The organism is Nonomuraea sp. NPDC049758 (assembly GCF_040674635.1).
Taxonomy (GTDB): Bacteria; Actinomycetota; Actinomycetes; order Streptosporangiales; family Streptosporangiaceae; genus Nonomuraea.
On record NZ_JBFAMZ010000005.1, the window covers coordinates 59,759 to 84,400 of the forward strand.

At 71.1% G+C, this 24,642-nt stretch carries 26 protein-coding genes; 14 read left to right on the top strand and 12 right to left on the bottom strand.

The window, feature by feature from the left end:
• Positions 1-51: 51 nt before the first annotated feature.
• From AB0J46_RS14570 to AB0J46_RS14580, 3 genes are read left to right on the top strand one after another with little or no spacing between them, the layout of a single operon-like run.
• Complete coding sequence (locus AB0J46_RS14570; protein WP_364331114.1) at positions 52-957, top strand: phosphotransferase; 906 nt, start codon at positions 52-54, stop codon at positions 955-957.
• A gap of 4 nt (positions 958-961) precedes the next feature.
• Positions 962-1,567 carry a DUF4126 domain-containing protein gene (locus tag AB0J46_RS14575; protein WP_364331117.1) on the top strand — a complete coding sequence of 202 codons (606 nt, stop codon included), beginning with the start codon at positions 962-964 and terminating at the stop codon, positions 1,565-1,567.
• Positions 1,568-1,627: 60 nt separating this feature from the next.
• Positions 1,628-2,764, top strand: a complete 1,137-nt coding sequence (locus tag AB0J46_RS14580; RefSeq protein ID WP_364331120.1) for a ScyD/ScyE family protein — start codon at positions 1,628-1,630, stop codon at positions 2,762-2,764.
• Positions 2,765-2,856: 92 nt separating this feature from the next.
• Here the strand turns inward: AB0J46_RS14580 and AB0J46_RS14585 are convergent, their stop codons facing one another.
• The 3 genes from AB0J46_RS14585 to AB0J46_RS14595 are packed head-to-tail and all read right to left on the bottom strand — an operon-like array spanning position 2,857 to position 5,359.
• On the bottom strand, positions 2,857-3,651 hold the full coding sequence (locus AB0J46_RS14585; RefSeq protein ID WP_364331123.1) for an alpha/beta hydrolase: 795 nt from the start codon (positions 3,649-3,651) through the stop codon (positions 2,857-2,859).
• Between the two features lie 12 nt (positions 3,652-3,663).
• Positions 3,664-4,572 (bottom strand): alpha/beta hydrolase, encoded by a 909-nt coding sequence (locus tag AB0J46_RS14590; RefSeq protein ID WP_364331126.1) that lies wholly within the window; start codon positions 4,570-4,572, stop codon positions 3,664-3,666.
• Entirely contained in the window at positions 4,562-5,359 is a 798-nt protein-coding gene (locus AB0J46_RS14595) for a glucose 1-dehydrogenase (protein ID WP_364331129.1), read from the bottom strand. The genes AB0J46_RS14590 and AB0J46_RS14595 overlap by 11 nt, the downstream gene beginning before the upstream one ends.
• 161 nt (positions 5,360-5,520) lie before the next feature.
• Between AB0J46_RS14595 and AB0J46_RS14600 the strand changes: the two genes are divergently transcribed.
• Together AB0J46_RS14600 and AB0J46_RS14605 are read left to right on the top strand one after the other, a co-directional pair.
• A complete protein-coding gene (locus tag AB0J46_RS14600; RefSeq protein ID WP_364331132.1) occupies positions 5,521-6,126 on the top strand; it encodes a hypothetical protein in 606 nt (201 codons plus the stop codon).
• A gap of 53 nt (positions 6,127-6,179) precedes the next feature.
• Positions 6,180-6,755: a Uma2 family endonuclease gene (locus AB0J46_RS14605; protein ID WP_364331135.1), complete on the top strand. Its 576-nt coding sequence runs from the start codon at positions 6,180-6,182 to the stop codon at positions 6,753-6,755.
• A gap of 72 nt (positions 6,756-6,827) precedes the next feature.
• Here AB0J46_RS14605 and AB0J46_RS14610 read toward each other — a convergent pair whose 3' ends face one another.
• The gene (locus tag AB0J46_RS14610; RefSeq protein ID WP_364331138.1) at positions 6,828-7,391 is read right to left on the bottom strand and encodes a dihydrofolate reductase family protein; all 564 of its coding nucleotides are present in this window, start codon (positions 7,389-7,391) and stop codon (positions 6,828-6,830) included.
• A gap of 87 nt (positions 7,392-7,478) precedes the next feature.
• Complete coding sequence (locus AB0J46_RS14615; protein ID WP_364331141.1) at positions 7,479-8,990, bottom strand: hypothetical protein; 1,512 nt, start codon at positions 8,988-8,990, stop codon at positions 7,479-7,481.
• Between the two features lie 175 nt (positions 8,991-9,165).
• On the opposite strand from AB0J46_RS14615, the gene AB0J46_RS14620 reads away from it, so the two are divergent.
• Positions 9,166-9,639, top strand: coding sequence for a hypothetical protein (locus AB0J46_RS14620; RefSeq protein WP_364331144.1), 474 nt, complete (start codon positions 9,166-9,168; stop codon positions 9,637-9,639).
• Complete coding sequence (locus AB0J46_RS14625) at positions 9,639-9,962, top strand: transcriptional regulator (protein WP_358293772.1); 324 nt, start codon at positions 9,639-9,641, stop codon at positions 9,960-9,962. Before AB0J46_RS14620 ends, AB0J46_RS14625 begins: the two co-directional genes overlap by 1 nt.
• Before the next feature lie 34 nt (positions 9,963-9,996).
• Here AB0J46_RS14625 and AB0J46_RS14630 read toward each other — a convergent pair whose 3' ends face one another.
• Positions 9,997-10,554 carry a hypothetical protein gene (locus AB0J46_RS14630; RefSeq protein ID WP_364331148.1) on the bottom strand — a complete coding sequence of 186 codons (558 nt, stop codon included), beginning with the start codon at positions 10,552-10,554 and terminating at the stop codon, positions 9,997-9,999.
• 249 nt (positions 10,555-10,803) lie between these two features.
• Between AB0J46_RS14630 and AB0J46_RS14635 the strand changes: the two genes are divergently transcribed.
• On the top strand, positions 10,804-11,676 hold the full coding sequence (locus tag AB0J46_RS14635; protein WP_364331151.1) for an RIO1 family regulatory kinase/ATPase: 873 nt from the start codon (positions 10,804-10,806) through the stop codon (positions 11,674-11,676).
• Positions 11,677-11,733: 57 nt separating this feature from the next.
• Here AB0J46_RS14635 and AB0J46_RS14640 read toward each other — a convergent pair whose 3' ends face one another.
• The 4 genes from AB0J46_RS14640 to AB0J46_RS14655 all read right to left on the bottom strand — a co-directional run bounded on the left by AB0J46_RS14640 (position 11,734) and on the right by AB0J46_RS14655 (position 16,063).
• On the bottom strand, positions 11,734-12,678 hold the full coding sequence (locus tag AB0J46_RS14640) for a COX15/CtaA family protein (RefSeq protein ID WP_364331154.1): 945 nt from the start codon (positions 12,676-12,678) through the stop codon (positions 11,734-11,736).
• A 200-nt stretch (positions 12,679-12,878) separates the two neighbouring features.
• Entirely contained in the window at positions 12,879-13,502 is a 624-nt protein-coding gene (locus tag AB0J46_RS14645; RefSeq protein ID WP_364331157.1) for a PepSY domain-containing protein, read from the bottom strand.
• 183 nt (positions 13,503-13,685) lie between these two features.
• Complete coding sequence (gene uvrB / locus AB0J46_RS14650; RefSeq protein WP_364331160.1) at positions 13,686-15,794, bottom strand: excinuclease ABC subunit UvrB; 2,109 nt, start codon at positions 15,792-15,794, stop codon at positions 13,686-13,688.
• 35 nt (positions 15,795-15,829) lie between these two features.
• Positions 15,830-16,063 carry a helix-turn-helix transcriptional regulator gene (locus AB0J46_RS14655; RefSeq protein ID WP_364331163.1) on the bottom strand — a complete coding sequence of 78 codons (234 nt, stop codon included), beginning with the start codon at positions 16,061-16,063 and terminating at the stop codon, positions 15,830-15,832.
• A 140-nt stretch (positions 16,064-16,203) separates the two neighbouring features.
• On the opposite strand from AB0J46_RS14655, the gene AB0J46_RS14660 reads away from it, so the two are divergent.
• Genes AB0J46_RS14660 through AB0J46_RS14670 form a run of 3 tightly spaced genes read left to right on the top strand, consistent with a single transcriptional unit; the run spans position 16,204 to position 19,842 of the window.
• Positions 16,204-17,820 carry an SPFH domain-containing protein gene (locus AB0J46_RS14660; RefSeq protein WP_364331166.1) on the top strand — a complete coding sequence of 539 codons (1,617 nt, stop codon included), beginning with the start codon at positions 16,204-16,206 and terminating at the stop codon, positions 17,818-17,820.
• A complete protein-coding gene (locus tag AB0J46_RS14665) occupies positions 17,817-19,058 on the top strand; it encodes an SPFH domain-containing protein (protein ID WP_364331169.1) in 1,242 nt (413 codons plus the stop codon). The genes AB0J46_RS14660 and AB0J46_RS14665 overlap by 4 nt, the downstream gene beginning before the upstream one ends.
• Positions 19,059-19,068: 10 nt before the next feature.
• On the top strand, positions 19,069-19,842 hold the full coding sequence (locus AB0J46_RS14670) for a sporulation protein (RefSeq protein WP_364331172.1): 774 nt from the start codon (positions 19,069-19,071) through the stop codon (positions 19,840-19,842).
• Between the two features lie 34 nt (positions 19,843-19,876).
• On the opposite strand, the gene AB0J46_RS14675 is transcribed toward AB0J46_RS14670, so the two are convergent.
• Positions 19,877-20,761: a PIG-L family deacetylase gene (locus AB0J46_RS14675; protein WP_364331175.1), complete on the bottom strand. Its 885-nt coding sequence runs from the start codon at positions 20,759-20,761 to the stop codon at positions 19,877-19,879.
• A 180-nt stretch (positions 20,762-20,941) separates the two neighbouring features.
• On the opposite strand from AB0J46_RS14675, the gene AB0J46_RS14680 reads away from it, so the two are divergent.
• The 3 genes from AB0J46_RS14680 to AB0J46_RS14690 are packed head-to-tail and all read left to right on the top strand — an operon-like array spanning position 20,942 to position 23,450.
• Positions 20,942-22,006: a hypothetical protein gene (locus AB0J46_RS14680; RefSeq protein WP_364331178.1), complete on the top strand. Its 1,065-nt coding sequence runs from the start codon at positions 20,942-20,944 to the stop codon at positions 22,004-22,006.
• Positions 22,007-22,015: 9 nt separating this feature from the next.
• Positions 22,016-22,636: a hypothetical protein gene (locus AB0J46_RS14685; protein WP_358293794.1), complete on the top strand. Its 621-nt coding sequence runs from the start codon at positions 22,016-22,018 to the stop codon at positions 22,634-22,636.
• A gap of 34 nt (positions 22,637-22,670) precedes the next feature.
• Entirely contained in the window at positions 22,671-23,450 is a 780-nt protein-coding gene (locus AB0J46_RS14690; protein WP_364331181.1) for an inositol monophosphatase family protein, read from the top strand.
• A 12-nt stretch (positions 23,451-23,462) separates the two neighbouring features.
• On the opposite strand, the gene AB0J46_RS14695 is transcribed toward AB0J46_RS14690, so the two are convergent.
• Positions 23,463-24,617, bottom strand: coding sequence for an SLC13 family permease (locus AB0J46_RS14695; RefSeq protein WP_364331184.1), 1,155 nt, complete (start codon positions 24,615-24,617; stop codon positions 23,463-23,465).
• Positions 24,618-24,642 lie beyond the last annotated feature (25 nt).

Here is a 24,642-nt window from a genome sequence, read left to right on the forward strand (position 1 = left end):
GCGTACCCTAAAAGGTCTAGACCGTTTAGGACGGCGGAGCTAGCATCGATCATGGCGATCGCCCGGGTCCTCGACCGCATCCCGCTGCTGTCCGGCCTGCCGCGCTCCGTCGAGGAGCTGCCCGGCGGGATGACCAACCGCAACTACAAGGTCACCACCCCGGACGGGGTCTACGTCGTGCGCGTGGCCGCCAGCGACGGCTCCCTGCTGGGCATCGACAAGGACGCCGAGCACGCCGACTCGCTCGCCGCCGCACGGGCCGGGGTCGGGGCGCCCGTGCACGGCTACCTGCCGGAGGCGGGCGTGCTGGTGATCGGGTTCCTGCCGGGCCGCACGTTCACCGAGGCCGACCTGTGGGAGCCGGCGAACCTGGCGCGGGTGGCGGAGGTGTGCCGGCGGCTGCACGCGGGGCCGCGCTTCGTCCGCGATTTCGACATGTTCGAGGTGCAGCGGGGGTATCTGCGGATCGTCCAGGAACGAGGTTTCCGACTTCCTGCGAAATATCTGGATTTCATGCCCGCCGCCGCAGAAATCAGGAAATGTCTGGCGGTACGCGCCGAGCCCACCGTCCCCTGCCACAACGATCTCCTCCCCGGCAACATCGTCGAGTGCGGCGACCGCCTGCACCTCATCGACTACGAGTACGCCGGCAACAACGACCCCTGCTTCGAGCTCGGCAACCTCTGGAGCGAGGCCGACCTGCCGCCCGGCCACCTGGAGGAGCTCGTCACCGCCTACTACGGCCGCCGCCTGCGCCACAGGATCGCCCGCGCCCGGCTGCTCGGCCTGATGTCCAAGTACGGCTGGACCCTGTGGGCCTCGATCCAGGACGGCGCCAACGACACGATCGACTTCGACTTCTGGTCCTGGGGCATGGAGAAGTACGAGCGTGCGGCGGCCGAGTTCACCCGGCCGGGCCTGGCCCGCGTGATGGAGGCCGCGGCGGGGGCAGACTAGGGGGATGTTCGCCGCGCTGACCGGCCTCGGCCTCTCCACCGCCGCCGGCCTTAACGCCTACATCCCGCTCCTGGTCGTGGGCGTGCTGGCCAACCTCACCGACAAGGTGAAGCTGCCCGACGGCTACGCCTGGCTGTCGAACTGGGGCGTGCTGGCGATCATCGCGGTGCTGCTGCTCGCCGAGATGGTGCTCGACAAGGTGCCGGCCGTCGACACCGTCAACGACGCCATCCAGACCGTGGTGCGCCCGGCCGCGGGCGGCGTGGTCTTCTCCGCCACCAACGCCGCCGCCGAGTTCGACCACTCGACCTGGATGACCGAGAACCCGTGGGCCGGCTGGCTGCTGGGCATCGTGATGGCGCTGGCCGTCCACACGCTGAAGGCGACGGCCCGTCCGGTGATCAACGCGGGCACGGCGGGGGTGGGCGCGCCCGTGGTGAGCACCGCCGAGGACGCCGGCTCCCTCGGCATGAGCCTGATCGCGGTGTTCCTGCCGGTGCTGGTGATCGTCGCGCTGCTGCTGTTCGTCGTGCTCGCGTGGTGGACCTTCCGGCGGGTACGCCGGCTGCGCGCCCGGCGCAGGATCAGGAGGAATCCACCCGCAGGCTGAGTACGCCTCACCCTGCGGGCTGATTCGCCGCCCCGTCCCGCGCTTCTACGGTGTTCCCTCATGAAGCGAGTCATCATCACGGGGGGAGTCGCTGCTCTCGGCCTGGCCGCGTCGGTCGCGCCCGTCCCGGCGTCGGCGTCCGCGCAGGCGAGCGTCACGGTCGTCGCCGCCAAGCTCGACGGCCCGCGCGGCCTGACCTTCGGCCCCGACGGCGCCCTGTACGTCGCCGAGTCCGGTTCCGGCGGGAAGATCAAGTGCGCGACCGTGCCCGCCGAGCCGGGCGGCGAGGCGAGCAAGGTGTGCCTCGGCCTCACCGGGAAGATCTCCAAGCTCGCCGACGGCACGCTGACCACCGTGGTCAAGGACCTGCCCTCGGCCGGCTCCGACGGCCTCGGCACCGGCCCGCACGACGTCGCCTTCGCCGCGGACGGCTCCATGCTGGTGCCCGTCGGCCTGGGCGGCAACGGCAAACTGCGGGCCGACCTCGGCCCCAAGGGCCGCACCCTCGGCACGCTGCTGAAGATCAAGGACGGGAAGTCGTCCGTCATGGGCGACCTGCTGGCGTTCGAGGTCAAGCACAACCCCGACAAGAAGGACAAGGGCAGCGCGATCGACTCGTACCCGTTCGCGGTCGTGCCGACCCCGCAGGGCGGCGCGCTGGTCACGGACGTGGGCGGCAACGACGTGCTGCAGGTGAGCGCGTCGGGCAAGGTGACGCTCCGGGCGGTGTTCCACGCGCGCAAGGTCGCGGCCCCGGCCATGCTCAAGCTGCCCAAGGGCAGCAAGGTGCCGATGCAGTCGGTGCCCATGGGCATCGCGGCGGCCCCCGACGGTTCCTACTACGTGGCCGAGCACGCCGGGTTCCCGCAGCCCGAGGGCGTGGCCAGGGTGTTCAGGCTGGCCGGGAAGAAGGCCGAGACCGCCGTCAAGGGCTTCACCACCGCGGTCGACGTCGCCTTCGACGACTCGGGCCGCCTGCTCGTGCTCGGCTCGGTCGGCCCGGTGCCCGCCGACCACCAGCCCCGTACGTCGCTCTACCGCATCGAGGCCGACGGCACGCGCACCGAGCTGCTCAAGCCGGGCACGCTGACCGTGCCGCTGGGCATGGCGGTCGCCGGCGACGGTTCGGTCTACGTGTCGAACAAGGGCTTCACCCCCGGCAAGGGCGAGATCGTCCGGGTGGAGCTGCCCGCATAGACGTGTGAGCGCCATGGCCCCCAACCCCCGTGGCGCGCTCACACGGAGGGCCCGGCAGCAGCGTCCGCGCTGCCGGGCCCTTCACCATGTCCTCACCGCCCCCTGAGCCAGCCCTCCAGCACGCGGACGAACTCCGCCGGGCGCTCCTCGTGCAGCCGGTGACCCGAGCCCTCCCAGCACACGACCTTCGAGTCCGGATGCTTGAGCAGCCCGGACTCCCACGCCGCGCGTCCCGGGTCGGCCCAGATCGACAACACCGGGCAGCGCCGACGGGCCAGGTACTCGTCGCTGGCCGGGCGCACGCCGATGGCCCCTGGGCCGGTGAACATGGCCTCGAACGCCTCGGCCAGCACGTGCGGGGGCATGCCGTACAGGCGGCGTTTGTGCCAGCGCCGGATGACGGCGGGGGTCGCGGAGGTGGTGCACCACCGGTCGATCTCCTCGGCGGCGGCGTGCGGGTGCGCGCCGCGCAGGGCCGCGATCATGCCGGGGAAGCCCGCGGCGAGGTCCCGGCTCATGCCGTAACCGGGGTCGAGGGTGACCAGCGCCCGTACGCGTCCCGGATGCTCGACCGCGAGGATCGAGACGACCTGGCCGCCCATGGAGTGGCCGACCGCGATCACCTCGGGGACGTCCAGGCGGTCGAGCAACGTGTTCAGGTCCTCGGCCATCGCCTGCGGGGTGTTGCCGGTCTCCGGGACCGATGAGTAGCCGTGGCCGCGCAGGTCCACGGCGATGACGCGGTGGCGGGCGGCCAGGGCGTCGATGTGCCAGGACCACTGGTGGGAGTCGGCGCCCCAGCCGTGCACGAGCAGCAGCGGCGGGTCGCCGGCGCCGTCGTCGGTGTAGAAGAGGCTGGTGGTTGCCGAAATTTCGGCGTACGGCATGAAAAATCCCCTTTATTTGACGGCGCGGATGGCGGCGCACACCCGGTCCGTGGCGTCGGCGGCGGCGGGCAGGATCGCGCCCGTGCCGAAGAAGCCGTGGAACAGGCCCTCGTACCGGACGCACTCCGCCTCGACCCCGGAGTGGCGCAGGTGGCGGGCGTACGCCTCGCCCTCGTCGCGCAGCGGGTCGTGCCCGGCCGTGATCACCAGGGCCGGCGGCAGTCCGCTCACGTCCGCGCCCAGGGGCGAGCTGTACGGCTCCCCGCGCCGCTCCCGGTCGGGCTGGTAGCAGTCCCAGAACCACCGCATGTGCGCCGTCGTCAGGAAATATCCCTCGCCGTTCTGGTCGTACGAGGGCCAGTGACGGACGCCGTCCGTCGCGGGATAGACCAGCACCTGCAGCACGATCGGCGGCCCGCCCTCCTCGCGCGCCCGCAGGCAGGTGACGGTGGCGAGGTTGCCGCCCGCGCTGTCGCCCGCCACCACCAGCGCCCCCGGGTCGGCGCCGAGCCCGGCCGCGTGCTCGTGGGCCCACCGGGTGACGGCGAAGGCGTCCTCGACGGCGGCCGGATAGGGGTGCTCGGGCGCGAGCCGGTAGTCGGCGGCGACCACCACCGCCCCGGACCCGGCGCAGATCTGCCGGCAGACGCCGTCGTGGCTGTCCAGCGACCCCAGGGTGAAGCCGCCGCCGTGGAAGTACACGACGAGCGGCCGCCCCTCGGCGTCCTCCGGTGGCCAGTAGACCCGCACGGGGACGCCCGCCGCGTCGCGGTCCTCCACCCGGCCCACGGGCATCGGCTCCGGGCTCGGGACCGAGGCCAGCACCTGTCGCGCCGCCACCGGGTCCCAGGGGCCCTCGCCCTTGGGGAAGAACTCGCTCATCAGGTCGATGACCGCGCGGGTCGGCTCGTCAACGGCCATCTGCGGCCTCCTCCGCCGCGGCGGGAGCGGCCTCGCGCGGGACGGAGCCGAGCAGGGCCGTCTCCCCCGCCGTCCAGCCGCCGTCGATCGCCAGCTCCGCGCCCGTGACGTACGAGGCCGCGTCGGACAGCAGGAACGCGATGGCCTCGGCGACCTCCTCGGGCTCACCCCATCGCCCGGCGGCGGCCAGCGGGAACGTGCCCTCGCCCGAGACCGCCCCCAGCGAGGCGGTCATCGGGGTGACGATCATCCCGGGATGCACCGAGTTCACCCTGATGCGGTCCCGCCCGAACTCCAGCGCCGCGATCTTGGTCAGCCCGCGTACGCCCCACTTCGACGCGCCGTACCCGCCCGTGCCGGGCAGGGCGGTCAGCCCCGCGACCGACGAGAGGTTCACCACGGCCCCGCCGCCGGACGCCCGCATGGCCCCGGCCACGGCCTTCAGTCCGAGGAACACGCCGACCAGGTTCACCTGGAGCACCCGCTCGAACTCCGCCAGGGTCTGCTGCTCGATGGTCCGCACGGTGACGATCCCGGCGTTGTTCACCAGCCCGTCGAGCCGCCCGTGCGCCTCGACGGTCGCGGCCACGACGGCCGCCCACTGCTCTGGGTCCGTCACATCGTGCGGGACGAACGTGCCTCCGACGTCCTTGGCGGTGGCCGTCCCCTCCTCGGTGAGGACGTCGGTGAGCACGACCCGCGCCCCGGCCGCCGCGCACCGGCGCGCCGTGGCCGCGCCCATGCCCCGGGCGGCGCCCGTGATGATCACTACCTTGCCGTCGAGCACGCGCACCCCTCATCCGAGACGACCGAACATGTGCACTGAAACACGCGTCCACGTCCCCGATCAAGAGCTTGCTCGGCGCAGTCGCCGGAACCCGGGATCCCCGTCGCGCGTTGAACCCCTTGGGGGTCGAACTATCCTTCTAGGCAACAACCCAACGGGAGGTGGCGGAGATCAGCGAGTTCCTTGTCATCGTGCTGGCCATCCTGGCGTTTCTCCTGCTGCTGACCGGCGTGGGCGTCTATCTGCTGGTCAAGGTGGGCAAGAAGGCGGCCAAGAAGGCCCGGCAGGCCACCACCCGGCTGACCACGCACGTCAACGCCATGGGCACCGGCGACGCGGCCGAGGTCGAACGCCTCCGCCTCGACCTGCGCCGCGAGGTGACCCTCACCCGCCAGGCCGTCGAACAGGCCCAGCAGCGCGGCTGGGGCCTCGGCGACCTGCCCCGGCTGCTGGCCGACCTGTCGGCCCAGGCCGACGTGCACGACGGCCAGCTCGCCACGTACGCCCAGCAGCGCCGCGTCTCGCCGTACGTCGACCACGCCGCCCTCGACCGGCTGCGCCAGCACCAGGCCAAGCTGACCGCCATGTGCGCCCGCATCCGCGCCGACCTCCTGGGCGACCAGATGCACCACGCGTCCTCCGGCATCGACGAGCTGTACTCGCGCACGGAGCTGGAGATCGAGGCCCGCCGCCGTCCCCCGGACCCGCTGGACCAGATCGACGAGCTCTACCGCCGCTCGATGGAGCAGCGCAAAGACCACTCCTGAGCGTCACTGTCTGTGACACAATAGGCTCGCCGAGTAAACCTTAGGAGGCGCGCATGAGTACAGCCCTTCCTGAGTGGTTCTACCCCGGCCCACCCGGCGGTTGGACCGCCGACATGCTCGATCACCTTCCCCCCGGCGCGCCCCGGCACGTCGAGCTGATCGATGGGTCGCTCATCATGATGTCGCCGCAGACCGCCTTCCACCTATACACGATCAGGTTGCTGGAGAATGCCCTGAAACCGCCCGCGCATCTCGCGGTAGTCCGTGAAATGACCGTCACTCTGGGCCTACGGCAGCGGCCGGAACCGGACATCCTGGTGGTGGAGAAGTCAGCGATCGGGCCGAAGACGACTTCCTTCCGCCCAGAGGATGTGCACCTTGTCGCCGAGGTGGTTTCTGAGGAGTCCAAGGAGCGGGATCGCAGCACCAAACCGATCAAATACTCCGATGCCGGCATCAAACACTTCTGGCGGGTGGAGCAGGAAGATGGCCTACCCGTTGTCTACACCTTTGAGCTGGAACCCACAGTCAAGGCCTATGTCCCCACCGGCATCCATCGCAAGCAGTTGCGAGCTTCCGTCGGGTTCGACGTGGACATCGACCTCGGCCTGGAATGGCCGCCCGCCTAGCTCCGGGCGTGGCCATGAGGGGCCCAGGCGCTCCTGAGGCCCCTCGGCGGCGCGGACCGGCCGCGGCCGGGGTCAGCGGTGCCGGCGGTACTGCAGCTCCATGATCCCGCCGTCCGAGGCGAAGCTGGAGACCAGGTCGAGCCGGTAGGACTTGGGGAAGCCGTCGAACAGCCGGGTGCCCTCGCCCGCGACGTAGGGGAACACGCTCAGCCGGAACTCGTCGATCAGGTCGAGCCGCATGAGCGACCGCCAGAGGCCGACACCGCCCCAGACCAGGATGTGGCCGTCGCCGTCCAGCCGGAGCTTGTCGATCTCTTCCGCCGTGTCGCCGTCGGCGACGGTGGTGTTGGCCCAGTCGGCCGTCTTCATGGTCCGGGAGAAGACGACCTTGCGCCCGGCGGTCAGGATGTCGGCGAACGGGTGGTCGGTGGCGGTCGTCATGCCCTTGGCGATGCCCTCGTAGGCGTTGCGGCCCATGACGTGCGCGTGCGCGCTCCGCAGGAAGTCGAGGTAGGCCGGGGAGTCGGGCCGGTCGTTCTCGGGCAGGTCGAAGCAGAACTTCCAGAAGTCGGTGCCCTCGTCGGCGAGCAGGCCATCGAGGGAGTAGTTGAAGACCGTCGCTATGAGCTTCCGCATGATCGCATCTCCGTGGTCGCGGGTCGTCCGGTGACACGTACGACACCGGAGCCGCCCGGAAATCATCGGTGTCCGGCCGGCCGCCGCTCAGTACTTGTCGACGCAGATGGTCAGCGCGGGGACGGGCCACGTCCAGGAATGTCTGGTCACGCCATCGCAGGCGGTGGCGTCCTTGTCGGCGTTCCCCCGCAGAACGCGCCGCACGGTGAACGTCTTCGGCGCTCGGCACTTCCGGGCGAAGTCCACGTACTCGTCGTTCTTCGACCACTTGTAGCAGTAGTTCCGCCCGAACTGGTAGGCCAGGCAGTACAGCACGTCGTTGTGGACGAGGTAGCGGTGGTTGGTCTCGCCGTCGCAGAGTCCGGAGGGAGTGGTGATGGCGGCCACCCGATAGGGCGCGCCCTGCTTGCAACCGTCGACCACAGGCGCGTCCGGCAGGCCGGACAGGCAGTCGCCGACCTCGAAGGCGGCCACCGGCTCGCTCGGCGCCGAGGTCGGGGCCACAGTTGGGGCCACAGTTGGGGCCACGGTCGGGGCCGAGGTGGGTGCCGCCTGGGTGGGGAAGTCGGTGGGCGCGGGGAACGACGACGACGTCTCGGCGGGCTCGGTCGTGGCCGTCGAAGAGCCGGTCAGGGCCTCGCGTACGTTGTTCTTGATCACGTTCTTCGCGACCACCGCGAGCACCACCAGCACGACGGCCACCACCGCGGCCCCGATGCCGACCATTTTCGACCGTCCGGAACCCGAGGCCGCCTCGGCCTGCCGGGCAGGCGGCGATACCGGCTCCGGCTGGGCGGCCTCGCGTAATCGCGCGGCCCACTGCGCGGGCATGGGACGGCTGAACGGGGGCTGGTCGAGCGCGGTCGTGGCGAACTCCGCCAGGCCGGGATGGACGGCGGCCAGCGCGGACACGTCGGTGGTGGACGGGTCACGGGCGAAGACGCGGATGGCCAGCAGCGCGAACTGGTAGGCGTCACCCTGCGGCGTCCCCGGCTGCTCCCCGGCGGGGATCCGCCGGTCGGGCGGCGTCTCCACGGGCGGCAGCGCCCGCGCTCCGCCCAGCCCCATCGCGTCGCAGCCGATGAGGAAACATCCCGGCGGCGGCTCTGTCGTGAACAGCACGTTCTCCGGGGACAGATCGCCGACGACGACGCCCGCCGCGTGCAGGCGGGCGAGCGTGTCGGCGAGATCGGCCAGGATCAGCGAGCGGTCGCGGTCGGTGACGTCCTCCTGGCCGAACAGGCGGTCGAGGGTCGCGAGCCGGCGTACGGCGCCGGGCTGGCCGGGCGTCTCGCGGAAGAACCGCTGAGGCACGGTCCGCATCAGGAAGCCGACGACGGCGCCGTTCTCCTCCACCAGTTCGGCCGGCCAGGCCGCGCGCTCCTCCAACCAGGCGACGTCCGACGGGGAGAGACGGCCGGCCAGCTGCGTCATCGCGGTGAGGACGGCGACGTCGAGGCCAGGTCGGACGTCGTAGTCGATCTCCTTGTACGCGACGCCCGGCCGGCCGTTGATCCTGCCGCTGAGCTCCTCGTAGACCATTCCCTGGCCCTCACGCCCGAGCGGCCGCCCGAGGGCGAGCTTTGCGCGGCCGATCACGGTTCATCACCTCTGGCCTTGACCATGCAGCGACCCTAGTTCCGCCGACACCGGAGATCAAAGAGACATGTCTCACCTCCGACACCGGGCCGTTCGGCCGCGGACGACTTTCCCGAGAGGAAAACAGATGCTACTTTCCTTACAGGAAAGCAGTAGTCGCCCCCGGAGAAGGCCGATGAACCAGCACGACGCCCAGACTTCCCTCGACGACATCCACCGCCTCCAGGCCAGGACCCGGCAGCAGATCGTCCGCCAGAGCTTCGCGCTCCCCCGCGTGATCGTCTCCGCGCTCGGCCTCTTCGTCATGCTCGCGGCCATGGACCTGCCGAGCCCGTGGTTCTACCTCGGCGCGGCGCTCGGGGTGGTCGTGTACGCGGGCGTGGGGATCGTCTGCGAGCACCGGGCCTCGGTCCGGCGGAAGGCCACCGGCCGGGAGGCCCTGTTCCACGGCGTGCTGCTGGCCTGCGTCATGGTGGGCTTCGGCATCGGCCGGATCGCCTCCTTCGCCCTGTTCGACCTGCCGCCGCACGGGCTGGTGTCGCAGGCGGTCGCGGGCGCGGTCGTGGCGGCCCTGGTGTACGTCGCGGCCACGCCCGTCAACCGCCTGGTCATGAGGTCGATCGTGCGGCAGGACGGCGGGGTCGCCTGATGGATCCGCTCTTCGACGAGTTCCTGCACGTCCCGGCGCGTCTGTCCATCGTGGCGCTGCTGGCGCCGGCCGAGTGGGTGGACTTCGGCTTCCTCAGGGACTCGGTCGGCACCAGCGACTCGGCGCTGTCCAAGCAGGTCTCCGCGCTGGCCGCCGCCGGGTATGTGGTCGTCCGCAAGGACCAGGACAAACGGGCGCGGCGGACGTACGTGCAGCTCACCCCGCAGGGGCGGTCGGCCTTCCAGCGGCATGCGGCGGCCCTGGAACGGATCGTCGCCCTCGCCCGCGACTCCGCCGCCCGCCCCGCCGCCGACCAGAAGTGACGGACGCACCGCCGGGCCCGGCAGCGCGTCACGCTCAACTGTTCCAGTCCGCGTAGATCACGGCGGCCAGTTCCTGTTCCGTGGCGCCCTTGCGGGCCAGGGCCTTGGTGGCCTGGGCCTGGGCCGTCGTGGGCAGGCGGCCCTCGATCAGCACGGGCAGCGAGAGCCGGCGCACCAGCACCTCCGTGGCCGCGATCCCGTACGGGCGGCGCGTCACGGCCACGTTGACCCGCAGCGCGTGCTCGTTGCCGGGCGGCACGCCGGGGCGGTCGATCTCGACGGCCGAGTAGCGGAAGCCGTTCGCGAGGTCGCAGGAGGCGCATCCGGCCGGGCCGCGGCTCAATCGGCCGCCGCACTCGGGGCACGTCAGGCGGTCGTAGGCGGCGTCCACGACCCGCCACGGGTGCTTGTCCGGCTCGTCGACCACCATGCGGGCGATGAGCTGCTCGTCCGGCGGGGCCACGGCGCCGAACTCCGCCAGCAGGAAGGCGCGCCAGCCCTCCTCGACCAGTTCGTCCACCAGCCCGGCGCAGCGGTCGCAGTCCGGCGCGCCGGCGGGTTCCTGGTGTCCGCACACCTCACATCGCCGCATGGCAGAACCGTACAAGCCGGGCATATCGCGACGCACTCGGTTATCGGGCCGTCGTTTATTCGATTGCGAGTGCCGTGCCGGACCCGGCATACTCGTCCGCGTCGATCGCAGCGAGACGAAGGGAGGCTGAGACCGTGACGACCGTTGCCCGCGTGCCGTTTTCCGCGACCTCAGACCTTCCCACCAGGTGTCCGCTGACCTGATCCGTCCGGCGAGCCGGTGGGGCCTCGAAACTGGAGACATCTCACCGTGCCCAAGCACTCGCAACACCGCCGCCGTGGCAAGTTCGCGCTCGACGCCGACGACCTCGAATGGCTCGAAAGCACCCCCGAGACCGATGACGGGCCGCCCGAGGGCGACCGCTGGTCCACCTGGGACCAGAGCACGCCCACCGAGAAGGGGCCGAAGCCGTACCCCGGCTGGCTGGTCACCGAGCTGGCCGCCGTCGACACCGAGCTCGGCCTGCTCAAGACCGGCAAGGAGGCCGACGTCCACCTGATCTCGCGGGGCGTGCCGGGCACCGACCGGGTCTGCCTGCTGGCGGCCAAACGCTACCGTTCCTCCGAGCACCGCCTGTTCCACCGGGACTCCGGCTACCTGGAGGGCCGCAGGGCCCGCGAGAGCCGGATGAACCGGGCCATGGCCAACCGCACCGCCTTCGGCAAGCAGGTGATCGCCGCGCAGTGGGCGGTGGCCGAGTTCACGGCGCTCTGCCGGCTCTGGGAGCTGGGGGTGCCGGTGCCGTACCCGGTGCAGATCGTGGGGACGGAGATCCTGGAGGAGTTCGTCGGCACCCCCGACGGGTACGCCGCACCGCGCCTGGCCCAGGTCTCCGACGGCCTCGACGACCTGTGGGAGCAGCTCGTGGCGGCCATGGTGACGCTGGCGGCGGAAGGGCTGGCGCACGGGGACCTGTCGCCGTACAACCTGCTGGTGCACGAGGGACGACTGGTGATCATCGACCTGCCGCAGATCGTCGACGTGATCGCCCATCCCACGGGCCCGTCGTACCTGGAACGGGACGCCCGCAACGTGGCCACCTGGTTCGCCGCCAAGGGCGTGGCCGCCGCGGACCCCGACGCGCTCGCCGACCTGCTCCGCAAGGAGTCAGGCCGGACGTGACCGGCGGAACGCGCGCGGCCCGGCCGCCGGAGCGCCGGGCCCGTCCGCGCGGATCGGCTACGTACGGGCGGGGGCGGGCAGGGGCCGTTCCTCCCCTGCCACCGCCGGGAGCCGGGTGTCGAGGAGGACGCGTACCGCGCCCACCCACACCATTGCCGAGCCCAGCAGGTGGGCGAGGACGACGACCTCGGGCAGGTCCGTCACGATCTGCGTCAGGCCGACGAGCCCCTGGCCGAGCAGCACGGCGAGGAACAACGTGGTGCGCTGGTGGGCCGCCGAGCCCGCCTCGCGCCGGGTCCTGAGCCACAGGGCGACGGCCAGGCCGAGGCTGAGCGCGGCGGCGACCCCGTGCAGCCACACCATCGCCGTCCAGTTGAACGGCATGCGCGGCACGTCGGAGGAGTCACCCGCGTGTGGCCCGGCGCCGGTGACGATCGTGCCCGCCACCACCAGCACCGCCACGGACGCCACCAGCGCCGCCGGAAGGCGGCCCACCGGCACGGAGGGCGGCCGCGCGGGCCGGTCGAGCAGGCGGGCCTTGTGCCAGACGACCGTGGTGGCGGTCAGGAACAGCACGGCGGCCAGGAAGTGCGCGGCGACGAGGTACGGGCTCAGCCGCGCCCACACGGTGAGGCCGCCGACGACCGCGTTCAGCACGACGATCCAGAACTGCACCCACCCCCACCGGGTCAGCTCGGGCACCGGACGGCGCTGCAGCCGGGCGACGACGATGAGCCAGCCGACGGCCACGCACACGACCCCGGACAACACCCGGTTGGTGAACTCGATCGCGCCGTGGACGCCGAGCTCGGGCGTGGCCGCGAAACCGGCCTCCGAGCAGCGCGGCCACCCGTCACAGCCCAGCCCGGACCCGGTCAGGCGGACGACTCCGCCGGTCACGATGATCATCAGGCTGGTGGCCAGCGCCGCGCCCGCGGCCCGTCGCAGGGCGGCTCGTTCGAAGGCGACCCGGGCGGCGAGCCACTGGAAGGGAGTGGTCATGGGGGAAGAGGTCTCTCTGCTGCTCGGCGGACCGCCGCGGGTGGCGGCCGCAAACACGATCAAGACCTTACTCTACAACCTGTAGAGCACCCCTCCCGGCTCCGCCTCCTCGGCAGGCGTCCGGCGCCGTGCGGCACCCGCTTGAGGCCGCGGGACGGCCACCTCCGCCGATGGCCGGAGGTGGCCTGCTCCCCCGTGGGTCAGCTGGTTTCCATCTTCTTGGTGACCTCACCGGTGGCGGCGTCGACCATCACCTCGTGCTTGGTCCCGTCCGGGGTCATCACGTCCGACTGCCAGACGGTCTTGCCGTTCTCGGTGTCGAGCTTCAGCTTGGCGACGTGTCCCTCCGGTACGGCCGCGGCGACCTTGTCGGCGGCCTGGGCGTAGTCGAGCTTGGCCTCGGTGATGCGGGTGTGCATCTTGGCCTTCTCCTGCTCGTCCATCTGCTCGGCGGTCGGCCCCTTGACGACCTTGCCGGACTTCACGTCGACCTGATGTTCCGTGCCGTCGGAGCCGACGACCTTGACCTCCCAGACCATGCCGTTCTCCTTGCTCTCGACGGAGACGACCTTGGATCCGGGCACCGCGGCCATCGCGACCTTGGCGGCGTCCTTGAGCTCTCCGGCTCCTGGCTTCATGGACGTGGCGCCCGGCGAGGGGGACATGGTCCCCGTTTCGGGCGGGCTTTCCATCGACGGAGACGGGCTTCCCATGGTGGGGCCCGGCGTGGGCTCGACGGCGAACTGGCCGACTTCCCGTACGGCGCCGCAGCCGGCTGCGAGCAGCGCCGCACCGACCAGTGCCCCGATGATCGACTTGTTCATACCTGGACCGCTGCCCCAGGAACCCGCCTTCATTCCCGCAGGTCAGAACCCTGGGCCACGGCCGGGGCCGGCGAAGCGCGCCACGCGGGGACCCGCCGCCGGCCCACCGGCCCCTACTGGACGCCCGTTTCGCCCGTGCTGTCGGCCACTACTGGATGACCGCTTCGCGCATGTCGCCGGCCACTACTTGACGCCTGCTTCGCGCATGTCGCGCAGTTCGCGCTTGAGCTCCTTGATCTCGTCGCGCAGCCGCGCGGCCACCTCGAACTGAAGGTCGGCGGCCGACTGGTGCATCTGCTCGGTCAGCGACTCGATCAGCGACTCCATCTGCGCCCGCGGCATCTCGCCCGCGATGGCCTTGGCGTGCTGACCCGCCTGGCGGGCGGCGAAGCCGGGCACCGGGGCCTTGCCGCGCGACTGCTGACGGCCGCCGCCGAGCAGCTTGTCGGTGTCGGCGTCCTCGCGCTGGAGGGAGTCGAGGATGTCGGCGATCTTCTTGCGCAGCGGCTGGGGGTCGATGCCGTTGGCCTCGTTGTAGGCCATCTGCTTGGCCCGGCGCCGGTTGGTCTCGTCGATGGCCCGCTCCATCGACGGCGTGATCTTGTCGGCGTACATGTGGACCTGGCCGGAGACGTTACGGGCGGCGCGGCCGATGGTCTGGATCAGGGAGGTCTCCGAGCGCAGGAAGCCCTCCTTGTCGGCGTCGAGGATGGCCACCAGCGACACCTCGGGCAGGTCGAGGCCCTCGCGCAGCAGGTTGATGCCGACCAGCACGTCGAACTCGCCGATGCGCAGCTCGCGCAGCAGTTCGATGCGGCGCAGCGTGTCGACCTCGCTGTGCAGGTAGCGCACCCGGATGCCGAGCTCCAGGAGATAGTCGGTCAAGTCTTCGGACATCTTCTTGGTCAGCGTGGTGACCAGGACGCGCTCGTCGCGCTCGGCGCGCTCGCGGATCTCGTGGACCAGGTCGTCGATCTGCCCCTTGGTGGGCTTGACGACGATCTCGGGGTCGACCAGGCCGGTGGGCCGGATGACCTGCTCGACGACGTCGCCCTTGACCCGCCCCAGCTCGTACGGCCCGGGCGTGGCCGACAGGTAGACCGACTGCCCGATGCGCTCCAGGAACTCCTCCCACTTCAGCGGCCGGTTGTCCAGCGCGGACGGCAGCCGGAACCCGTGGTCGACCAGCGTGCGCTTGCGCGAGGCGTCGCCCTCGTACATCGCGCCGATCTGCGGCACGGTCTGGTGGGACTCGTCGAGGACCAGCAGGAAGTCTTCGGGGAAGTAGTCGAGCAGCGTGTTGGGCGCGGTGCCGGCGGCGCGGCCGTCGAGGTGGCGGGAGTAGTTCTCGATGCCGGAGCAGGTGCCGATCTGGCGCATCATCTCGATGTCGTAGGTGGTGCGCATGCGCAGCCGCTGGGCCTCCAGCAGCTTGCCCTGCCGCTCCAGCTCCGACAGGCGCGCGGCCAGCTCGGCCTCGATGCCGGCCACGGCCGCCGCCATGCGCTCCTCGCCGGCGATGTAGTGGGAGGCGGGGAAGATGTAGAGCTCTTCGTCCTCCGTGATGACCTCGCCGGTCAGCGGATGCATGGTGGCGAGCTTCTCGATCTCGTCGCCGAACATCTCGATGCGCACGGCCAGCTCTTCGTACTTCGGGATGATCTCGATCGTGTCGCCGCGCACCCGGAACGTGCCCCGGGTGAAGGCCAGGTCGTTGCGCGTGTACTGCATGTCGACCAGGCGGCGCAGGAGCTGGTCGCGGTCGATCTCCATGCCGACGCGGAGCCTGGCCATGCGGTCGACGTACTCCTGCGGGGTGCCCAGGCCGTAGATGCACGAGACGGAGGCGACCACGATGGTGTCGCGGCGGGTGAGCAGCGAGTTGGTGGCCGAGTGGCGCAGCCGCTCGACCTCGTCGTTGATCGAGGAGTCCTTCTCGATGTACGTGTCGCTCTGCGGCACGTACGCCTCGGGCTGGTAGTAGTCGTAATAGGAGACGAAATATTCGACCGCGTTGTTGGGCAGCATCTCGCGCAGCTCGTTGGCGAACTGGGCGGCGAGCGTCTTGTTGGGCTGCATGACCAGCGCGGGCCGCTGCAGGCGCTCGATCAGCCAGGCGATCGTGGCCGTCTTGCCGGTGCCCGTGGCGCCGAGCAGGACGCTGTCCTTCTCCCCGGCCCGGACGCGGCGCTCCAGCTCGGCGATGGCCGTCGGCTGGTCGCCGGATGGAGTCATCTCGGTGACGACCTCGAAAGGCGCCACCTTCCGCTGCAAATCTGTGACCGGACGCATGCTGCCACTGTAGGCGGCGCCACCGACAGAAACCGTCAGGCCGTGGGCTGCCCGATCCGGGGGAACGGCGTGGTGGAGAACACCACCTCGACCGGCACCTCGAAGTATGCGGCCATGCGCAACGCCAGGTGAAGACTCGGGCTGTATTCGCCCCGCTCCAGGTATCCCACGGTCTGGTAGTGCACCCCCAGCGCCTGCGCGAGCTGCCTGCGGCTCACCCCCCGCTCGGCGCGCAGCAGCGCGATGCGGTTGTGGACGGTCTCACTCATCAACCCTCCAGGTAGCAGACCTGCTCCATCCATAACACCCCTGCTATGGGACGTAACAGTCATATGACGACACATTGCAAGCGAACAGCAAGTCATACCCGATACGGTCGGATTCGCCTGTAGCGGAAAAGGAAGGTTCGATGTCACGACCCCGAGAGGCACTGATCCAGGCAGGTCAGGGCATAGCCCAAGCGGTCGCTCAAGGAGGTGACGTACGGCAGGCGATGAGCCAGGCGATCGGCCAGGTCACCGACCAGGCCGGCCAGCTCGCCGGCCAGGCCCCCGGCTTCGCGCTCAACCCGCACGACTTCGCCGCCGCCCGCGACGGCGGCGCCTCCGTCGGCACGCTGATCGAGGCCAGGTCCGCCTCGCTGAACGAGGCCGGCGAGATCGTCAACCGCAGCTTCGCCGAGAACGGCATGCACGTCATCTCGCCGGTGGTGATCCCCAAGGGCAGCACGGCCAAGGTGGTCATCCCGCTGACGGTCCTGGTGGTCCTCGGCCTGATCGGCGCGCTCGGCGGCATCGTGCCGGGGTCGGACATCTTCTTCGGCCCGCACTACTGGGTGGTGCTGGTGCTGGCCGCCGCGTTCCTGTGGTGGCGCCGGAGCGTGGTGATGGTCCCCGAGGGCTGCAAGGCGCTGATCACCAAGTTCGGCAAGCTGGTGCACATCGCCGATCCGGGCCGGGTGACGCTGTTCAACCCGTGGAAGCGGGTCAGCTACATCGTCAACACCACCCGCGAGTACCCGTTCAACGCCCCTATCAGAGAGGCGCCGACCCAGCAGGGCGTCAAGGCCAGCGTCGACCTGTTCCTGCAGTTCAGGATCGAGAACCCGGCCGAGTTCATCTTCGTGCTCGGCTCGGTCAGCGGCTTCCAGTCCAAGCTGCAGAACGCCATCAGCGAGGTCACCCGCTCGCTGATCTACGCCCAGCGGGCCGAGGACATCTACGACCTGGTGGGCGAGAGCACCCTCGGCATGCTGGAGAACCTGAACCAGCAGTTCCTGCCCGCCGTACGGCTCACCGACGTGAACATCACCCACGCCGAGCCGTCCAGCCAGGAGTACCGCATGGACCTGGCCGCCCCCGAGATGGTCCGGGTGGCCAAGGAGGCCTACACCTACGAGTACGAGCTCCAGCTCCGCAAGGAGCAGAACGAGGGCGACCTGGTCAAGGAGCTGGCGGGGCTGCAGGAGACGCTGAGCGCCATCCAGGCCGAGATCGCCGGCTACCAGGCCCGGATGGACACCGCGCTCGAACGCGCCAGCCACCAGGCCACCGCGCAGGCCAGGCAGCGCCTGGTCGAGGCCGAGTCCACGGCCAACGCCAACGCCGCGCTCCTGGAGGCCCAGGCCCTGGACATCCGGGCGCTGTCGGCCGCCGAGGCCCCCGAGATCCTCGACTACCGCTTCCAGCAGGACCTGCTGACCAAGCTGGAGTCGGTGGCCACCCGGCTGCCGCAGGTGGTGCAGGTGGGCGAGCAGACCGACATCGACTTCCTGGCCCTGGCCCAGCAGCTCGTGGGCGGCAAGGGCGCGGCGCTGTTCTCCGCCGAGGACATGGCCGCCATCCGCGGCCGGCTCGGCGAGATCGCCGCCCGCGTCAGCGGCCGCGAGGACGAGATCGCGGCCCTGCTGAAGAAGGCCGCCGCCGACGTGAGCGAGCCGCAGGCGACGCCTGAGCCCGACCACGACCTGGAAAGCACGGTCGAGCGCCTGCTGCCCGGCCGCCTGAGCGAGGGTGAGGTCCGATGACCCGCGAGTTCTCGAAGATCAAGGAGTCGCTGGCCTCCTGGTCCGACATCCGCCAGCTGCTGCGCGGCGGCGAGCAGGGCCAGCTCGTGCCGGTGGTGATCCCCAAGGACCGGCGCGGCTTCGCCTGGATGGCGCTCGTCCTGCTGGCCCTGTACTTCGCCGGGATGGCCGCGCTCACCGACCTCACCCTGCCCGCCACGCTGGCCGCGCTGTTCTTCCTGGTCGTGGCGCTGGTCACGATCTGGCGCCAGGCGATCATCGAGATCGAGGAGGGCACCACCGGCGTGCGCAGCCGCTGGGGCGCGATCACCGGCACGCTCCCGCCGGGCCGCCACTACCTGTGGCTGCCCTGGGACCGGGTGGACGCGGTCGTGGACACCTCCACCGAGATCCCGTACTCGGCGCCGATCGTGGCCTGCCCGACGGCCGAGAACGTGCCGCTGAAGTCGATCGAGTTCTTCCTGAAGTTCCGCATCGTGGACCCGGTGGCGTTCGTCCGGACGATCGGCGCGGGCAACTTCGACCTCGTGCTCTCCAGCGCCGTGCAGGACGCGATCAGGCAGCGCAGCCGGCGGGTCAACACCGAGCGCGCCTACGACCTGCGCGGCTCCGACGTCGGCGACATGCAGGAGGCGCTCAACCGCCAGCTCGGCCGGTACGGCGTGCGCGTCACCGGCGCCAACATCCCCGACGTCCAGCTCCCCGACCAGTACCAGCAGCACCTGGCCACCCGGGAGAAGGTCGCCAAGGAGCTGTCGGCCTACGAGCGCGAGTGGGAGCTGACCCGCAAGCGCCGCATCGACACGCTGCTCATGGAGATCGAGCGCTCCAAGAAGACCCGCGACGCCCGCGTGGTCGAGGTCAAGGCCGCCCACAACACCGCGCGCAAGAACGTGGCGCGCATGCTGGAGGAGCAGGAGACCGAGGCCCAGCGCGTGACGTGGGAGATCGAGGCGCGCGGCAGGGCCGACCTGACCGCCGCCGAGAACGAGGCCAAGGCCCTGCGCAGGCTGGCCGAGTCCTACCGCGACAACCGGGCCGTGCTGCAGTACGAGCTGGCCCGCCGGCGCCTGGACGTGGGCGCCAAGCTCGCCGAGAACGCCCCCCAGCCGCTGGTCGTACGGACCCAGCAGGGCCAGGCCGACTCTGCGCTGTCCACCCTCGTCCTGGCCCAGCTGCTCCCCCGCATCTCGGGCATGGGACACGTCGCCGTCAACGGCCAGACCCCCACCGCATAGGAGAGACCCCATGGTGTTCCGCAAGTTGATGGCCGCCTTCGGCGCGGGCGTCGAGGTCGACACGGTGCTGACCGACGCGACCGTGCGTCCCGGTGAGCCGCTGCGCGGCGTCGTGCACTTCCGCAGCGGCGGCTCGGACTACAAGGTCGAGGGCATCTACCTCGACCTGACCGCCGTGGTGGAGGTCGAGAGCGGCGACAACGAGTACAAGACGACCTACAGCTTCCTGCGCCAGCAGGTGGCCGGGACGTTCCAGCTCGCCTCGGGCGCCCAGCACCAGCAGCCGTTCGAGCTCATGGTGCCGTGGGAGACGCCGATCAGCGCGATCGGCGGCCACCCGCTGCACGGCATGCGGCTCGGCGTCCAGACGGAGCTGGCGCTGGCGGGCGCGATCGACAAGGGCGACCTCGACCCGCTGTTCGTCAGCCCGCTGCCGGCCCAGGAGCACGTCATCGCCGCCCTCGACCGGCTGGGCTTCGGCTTCAAGAAGGCCGACCTGGAGCGCGGCACGCTCTACGGCTCGACGATGCCGTTCTTCCAGGAGATCGAGTACTACGCGGGCGGCCAGTGGCGGCGGCACTTCAACGAGCTGGAGCTGACGTTCATCGCCGGGCCGCGGCAGATGGACGTCATCCTGGAGGCCGACAAGCGCGGCGGCTTCCTGACCTCCAGCCACGACACCTACAACCGCTTCACCGTGCGCTACGACGACCACCCCGGCGCGGCCGACCAGGCGTTGCAGCACGGCCTGGAGCAGATGGCCCGCCGCCGCGGCTGGTTCTAGCCGGGCGCTCCCCTGAGCCGGGCGGCGTCCCGGCTCAGGGGACCCGGTACATGCGCTCGGTCCAGGCCCGGTAGCGCCAGGTGTGGCCGACGCGGTAGTCGTGGCCCAGGTAGACGCCGAAGACCTGGCGCTTGAGCTCGCGCAGCGCCCCCGCGACGTTGGGGGCCCAGCCGGTCATCGGGTAGCCGCGGTAGGAGACCGCCCGCAGCCCCAGCCCGCTCGCCGCGGCCAGCGCGAAGCGGGCCGAGGCGACGTGGTCGGGGTGGTCGCACAACCCCCGGCCGGTGGGCGGCTCGGGGTCGAGCGTGCGCAGCACCGTCGGACGGAAGCGGGCGTAGAGCGCGCGCAGCACGCCGACCACGTCCCGCCGGCCGACGCAGCGCGGCTCGGGGCCGGCGCCGAACCGGCGCACGCAGGAGCGGTCCTGCCACAGCCTGGTCAGCGCGTCGCGGCCGCCGTCGGCGCGCGGGTCGCCGCCGTCCGGCAGCCCGACGAAGGCGAGCCTGACGGCCGGCCTGTCGGCCAGCTCCTCCAGGCGGACGGGGAAGCCGCCCGCCGTGATCGTCGTGACCCGCCAGACGTCGGGCGCGCCGGCCAGGAAGGCGTACGCGGCCCGCAGGCCCCGCGCGCGGTCCCGGGCGTAGGCGACGGGGTCGCGGTCGTCGTCCCAGCCGGCCTGGCCCTCGCCCGCGGTCAGGTAGACGGTCACCGTCGGGCGGTGCCACTGGACGGCGCCGTACAGGTCGGGGCTCATGAACAGCAGGTCGTCGTCCGGATGGGCCACGACCTGCATGAACCGCTCCGACGACGACGGCCGGTGGACCTCCGCCCACGCCGCCGCGGGCGGGGCCGGGCACGCCAGCAAGGCCACCAGCACCAGCGCCAGCGCGGCCGCCGAGAACATCCTGATCCCCTTCATCCCCCACCCCCGTGCGATTCCAGTATCGAACCTGGTCAGGTCCCGGTCCTGAGCTGCCAGGGGGAGATGTCATGTCATTCCCGGGTAGGAGATACCTCCTTCCCGTGCGCTGGAAGTCGCATGCCGGCGGTCGTTACGATGACCTAGGGATTGACTGATCGTCGGACGGGTGGGCGAACGATGGCACGGTTCATGGCGGCGCTGAAGCGGGTCGCCCCATGGGCGGCCCAGAACGCCGACGGCGCCATCGCGTTGTTACTGGCCATCGTGATCGGCGTGCTCGGCATCATGCCCGACACGGTGGTGCCGACCGATGTGCAGACCCAGCTCGTCAACGCCGCGACGCTGGTGATCATGGCGCTGGTGGCCACCGCCCTGCTGCGCGACCGCGCCCGTCAGGCCCCGGTGGAGGAGACCATCACCTCCGGCGCGCTGGCCCAGCTGCCGGTCCGGCTGTCGCGGCTGGAGGAGATCGAGACGCTCGTCCACGGCACCCGCAAGGCCCTCGACGCGCTGCAGCTGGTCAGGGTGCTGGGCAGCAAGCAGGAGATCGCCCAGATGCACGCCGAGGCGCGCAAGGACACCACCCGGTGGAGCTTCAAGGGCGGCACCGGCACCTACCTGCGCGCGGTCACCCTGCCCGAGTGCGTGGCCGCCGCCCGCCGGGACAAACGGCACCTCGTGGTGCGGGTCGAGGTGATCGACCCGTCCAACGTCGAGGTGTGCGAGACGTACGCCCACTACCGGCGCTCCCTGTCGGACTCCCCCGACGCGACCGGCGAGACGTGGACGACCGACCGGGTCAGGAAGGAGTCGTACGCGACGATCCTGGCCGCCTTCTGGTACCGCCAGCGTTACGGCCTGCTCGACATCGAGGTCGGCCTGTCGTCGTCGATGACGACGTTCCGCTGGGACCTGTCGGCCACCCGGCTGATCATGACGGTGGAGGACCCCAACCGCGCCATGACCGCGCTGGCCGGCACGTTCTACTACGAGAACTGCGACACCGAGCTGCGGCTCAGCTTCGAGCAGGCGCGGCGGGTGCCGATGGACATGTACAAGAAGGCGCCGCTCGGCGACGAGCCCACGATCGAGGAGGTCCAGGACCTGTTCGGTCGCATCGGGGTGCCCCTTCCCAAGGCCTACGACGGCCGCGACGTCGTGGACATCGCGCGCAAGGCCCTGCGCGCCGTCGATCCCTACGGCGAGGCGCGTCCTGCGGCCCTCCGACGAGACGGAACGTGAGTGCGGCTCATGAGCTATCGGTCGGTCTTCCAGCGGGTCCGCGACGGACAGGCCAGGTCGTGGGCGCTCGGCGTGCTGAGGGAAACCGCGCGCCCCAGGGCCGTACGCCATCCGCTCGGCTTCGTCTGCCTGCCGCTGGAGCGTGAGGGCGGCGAGGGGGTATGCCTCCACCTGTGGTCCGACTCGCTCCAGCACGCCGAGAGCACCACCTCGCAGATCCACTGCCACAGCTGGGACCTGGTCAGCCACGTGCTCTACGGCCAGGTGCGCAACGTGCACGCGGTGGTCACCGACGCGGGGCCCGACGCCACGCACCGGGTGTTCGAGGTGGTCAGCGGCGCCGACGGCGACCGCATCTCGCCCACCCGCCGCACCGTGCGGCACGCGACCGGGCTGGTGGAGCTGTTCGGCCCCGGCGACACCTACACCCTGCCGGCCGACCGCTTCCACAGCAGCGTGGTGCCGGAGGGCGGCGAGGCGGCCACGATCGCGCTCGGGCGCGGCCGGCCCGGCAGCCGCGACCTGTCGCTCGGCCCGCTCGGGGCGGGCGGCCACCACGTTCCCCGGGAACCGCTGAACGCCGAGGAGACGGCGCTGGCCGTCCGGCTGATCACCGCCCACCTGACCTGAGGGGTGCCCGATGGACCTGGATCACGCTCGCTCTGTGGCCGTCGAGGCCGCCCAGGCCGCCGGGGCGCTGCTCGCGGCGGGCACGCGTGGGGCCGTCGGCATCCGGGCCAAGGGCGACGCCGGCGACGTCGTCACCGATCTCGACCTGGCCTCGGAGAAGCTGCTGGTCGAGCGCATCCTGACGGCCTTCCCCTCGCACACGATCGTGGCCGAGGAGTCGGGGCTGATCGGCGCGGCGGGCGGCGAGTGGACGTGGCTGGTCGACCCGCTCGACGGCACCAACAACGTGGCCATCGGGCTGCCCACGTACGTCGTGGGGGTGGCGTTGTGCCGGGCCGGGCGGCCGGTGCTGGGCGTGGTGCACGACCCGGTGACGACCCAGACGTGGTCGGCGATCCGGGGGCGCGGGGCCGTGGCGTCCACGGGGGCGCGGCTGGCGCCGCCGTACACGGCCAGCCCGCACGGCCCGCTGCTGGCCTGGACCCAGGGGTACGGCGTGAGCAGGGGCGACGCCACCGTGCTGGCGTTGAAGGCGGCGCTGGAGGCGGGCGCGCGGCGGGTGCTGCAACTGTGGGCGCCGCTGCTGTCGTGGGCGATGCTGGCCCGCGGCGACATCGACGGCATCGTCGGCTACCGCGCCGAGGCGGTCGACCTGCCGGCCGGCGCGCTGCTGGCCCAGGAGGCCGGGATCGAGATCAGGGCGCTCGACGGCGGCCCGTTCGAGGAGAGCATCGACGGCACGGCCGAGGACCGCAGCTTCGTGGCCGCCCACCCGCGCGCGCTTCCCGGGCTGATGTCGCTGCTGCCCGGCTGACGCCCCCGGCGCTCAGCCGAACGTGACCAGGGCCCAGACCGTGGCCAGCAGCCCGGTGACGGCCAGGCCGGTGCCGGTGAGCAGGAAGCGGCGCAGCGGCACCGCGACGCCGTGGCGGCGGCACGACTCGAACCACAGGAGCGTGGCCAGCGAGGCCCACGGGGTGATCACCGTGCCCACGTTCGTGCCCACGAGCAGGGCCAGCAGGCGGTCCTGGTCGGCGGCCGGGATGACCTGCGAGACGGCCTGGTAGGCGGGCAGGTTGTTGATCGCGTTGGACAGGCCCGCGCCCACCGCGGCCGTCCGGTACGGGTCGCCCTCCGTGCCGATCATCCACGTCATCAGCGCGTCGAGCCCGTGGGCGCTGAGCGTGGGCACCACCAGGAACAGCCCGGTCACGAAGACGACGAGCTGCCAGGGCAGCAGGCTCCAGGTCAGCTTGGCCCGGTCGCGCACCAGGAAGGCGGCCACCACCAGCACGGCCGCGGCGGTGGCGGCGACGGCGACGTGCGCCTTGAGCAGCAGCAGGGCGATGAACAGCAAACAGCCGGCCGAGGCCGCGCCGAACAGCACACGGTCGGCCACCGGCTCCAGCACCGGCGGGGTGTAGCGCAGGTCGCGGCGCTCGCCCCGGCGCCAGAAGAACACCCACAGGAACACCATCGTCACCGCGATCGAGGCGATCTGCGGGGCCCACATGCGGGCGGCGAAGCCCTGGGCGTCGAGGCCGAGCTTGTCCATGGCGAGCAGGTTGGTCAGGTTGGAGACCGGCAGCAGCAGGCTCGCGGTGTTGGCCAGCCAGATGGTGGTCATCGCCAGCGGCAGGGCGGCGATGCGGGCCCGGGGCGCCAGGGCGAGCATGACGGGGGTGAGCAGGACGGCGGTCGTGTCAAGGTTCAGAAAAATCGTGACAAATGACGCGAAAGCCGTACAAAGAAAGAAAAGTGCGGTGTAGTTACCGCGGCCGAGCACCGCCATCCGGGCCGCGATGGCGTCGAAGACCTGCGCTTCCTTGGTCAGCTCGGCCAGCACGATGATGGCGACCAGGAAGATCAGCAGCGGCCCGATCGTCTCCAGGCTCTCGACCGCGTCGCGCCACGGCAGCAGACCGGTCGCCACGAAGATCAGACCGAGAGCAAGCAGCCCGATCCGGATCAGATCGAGCACAGCCAGACGCCGCCACACTCGACGA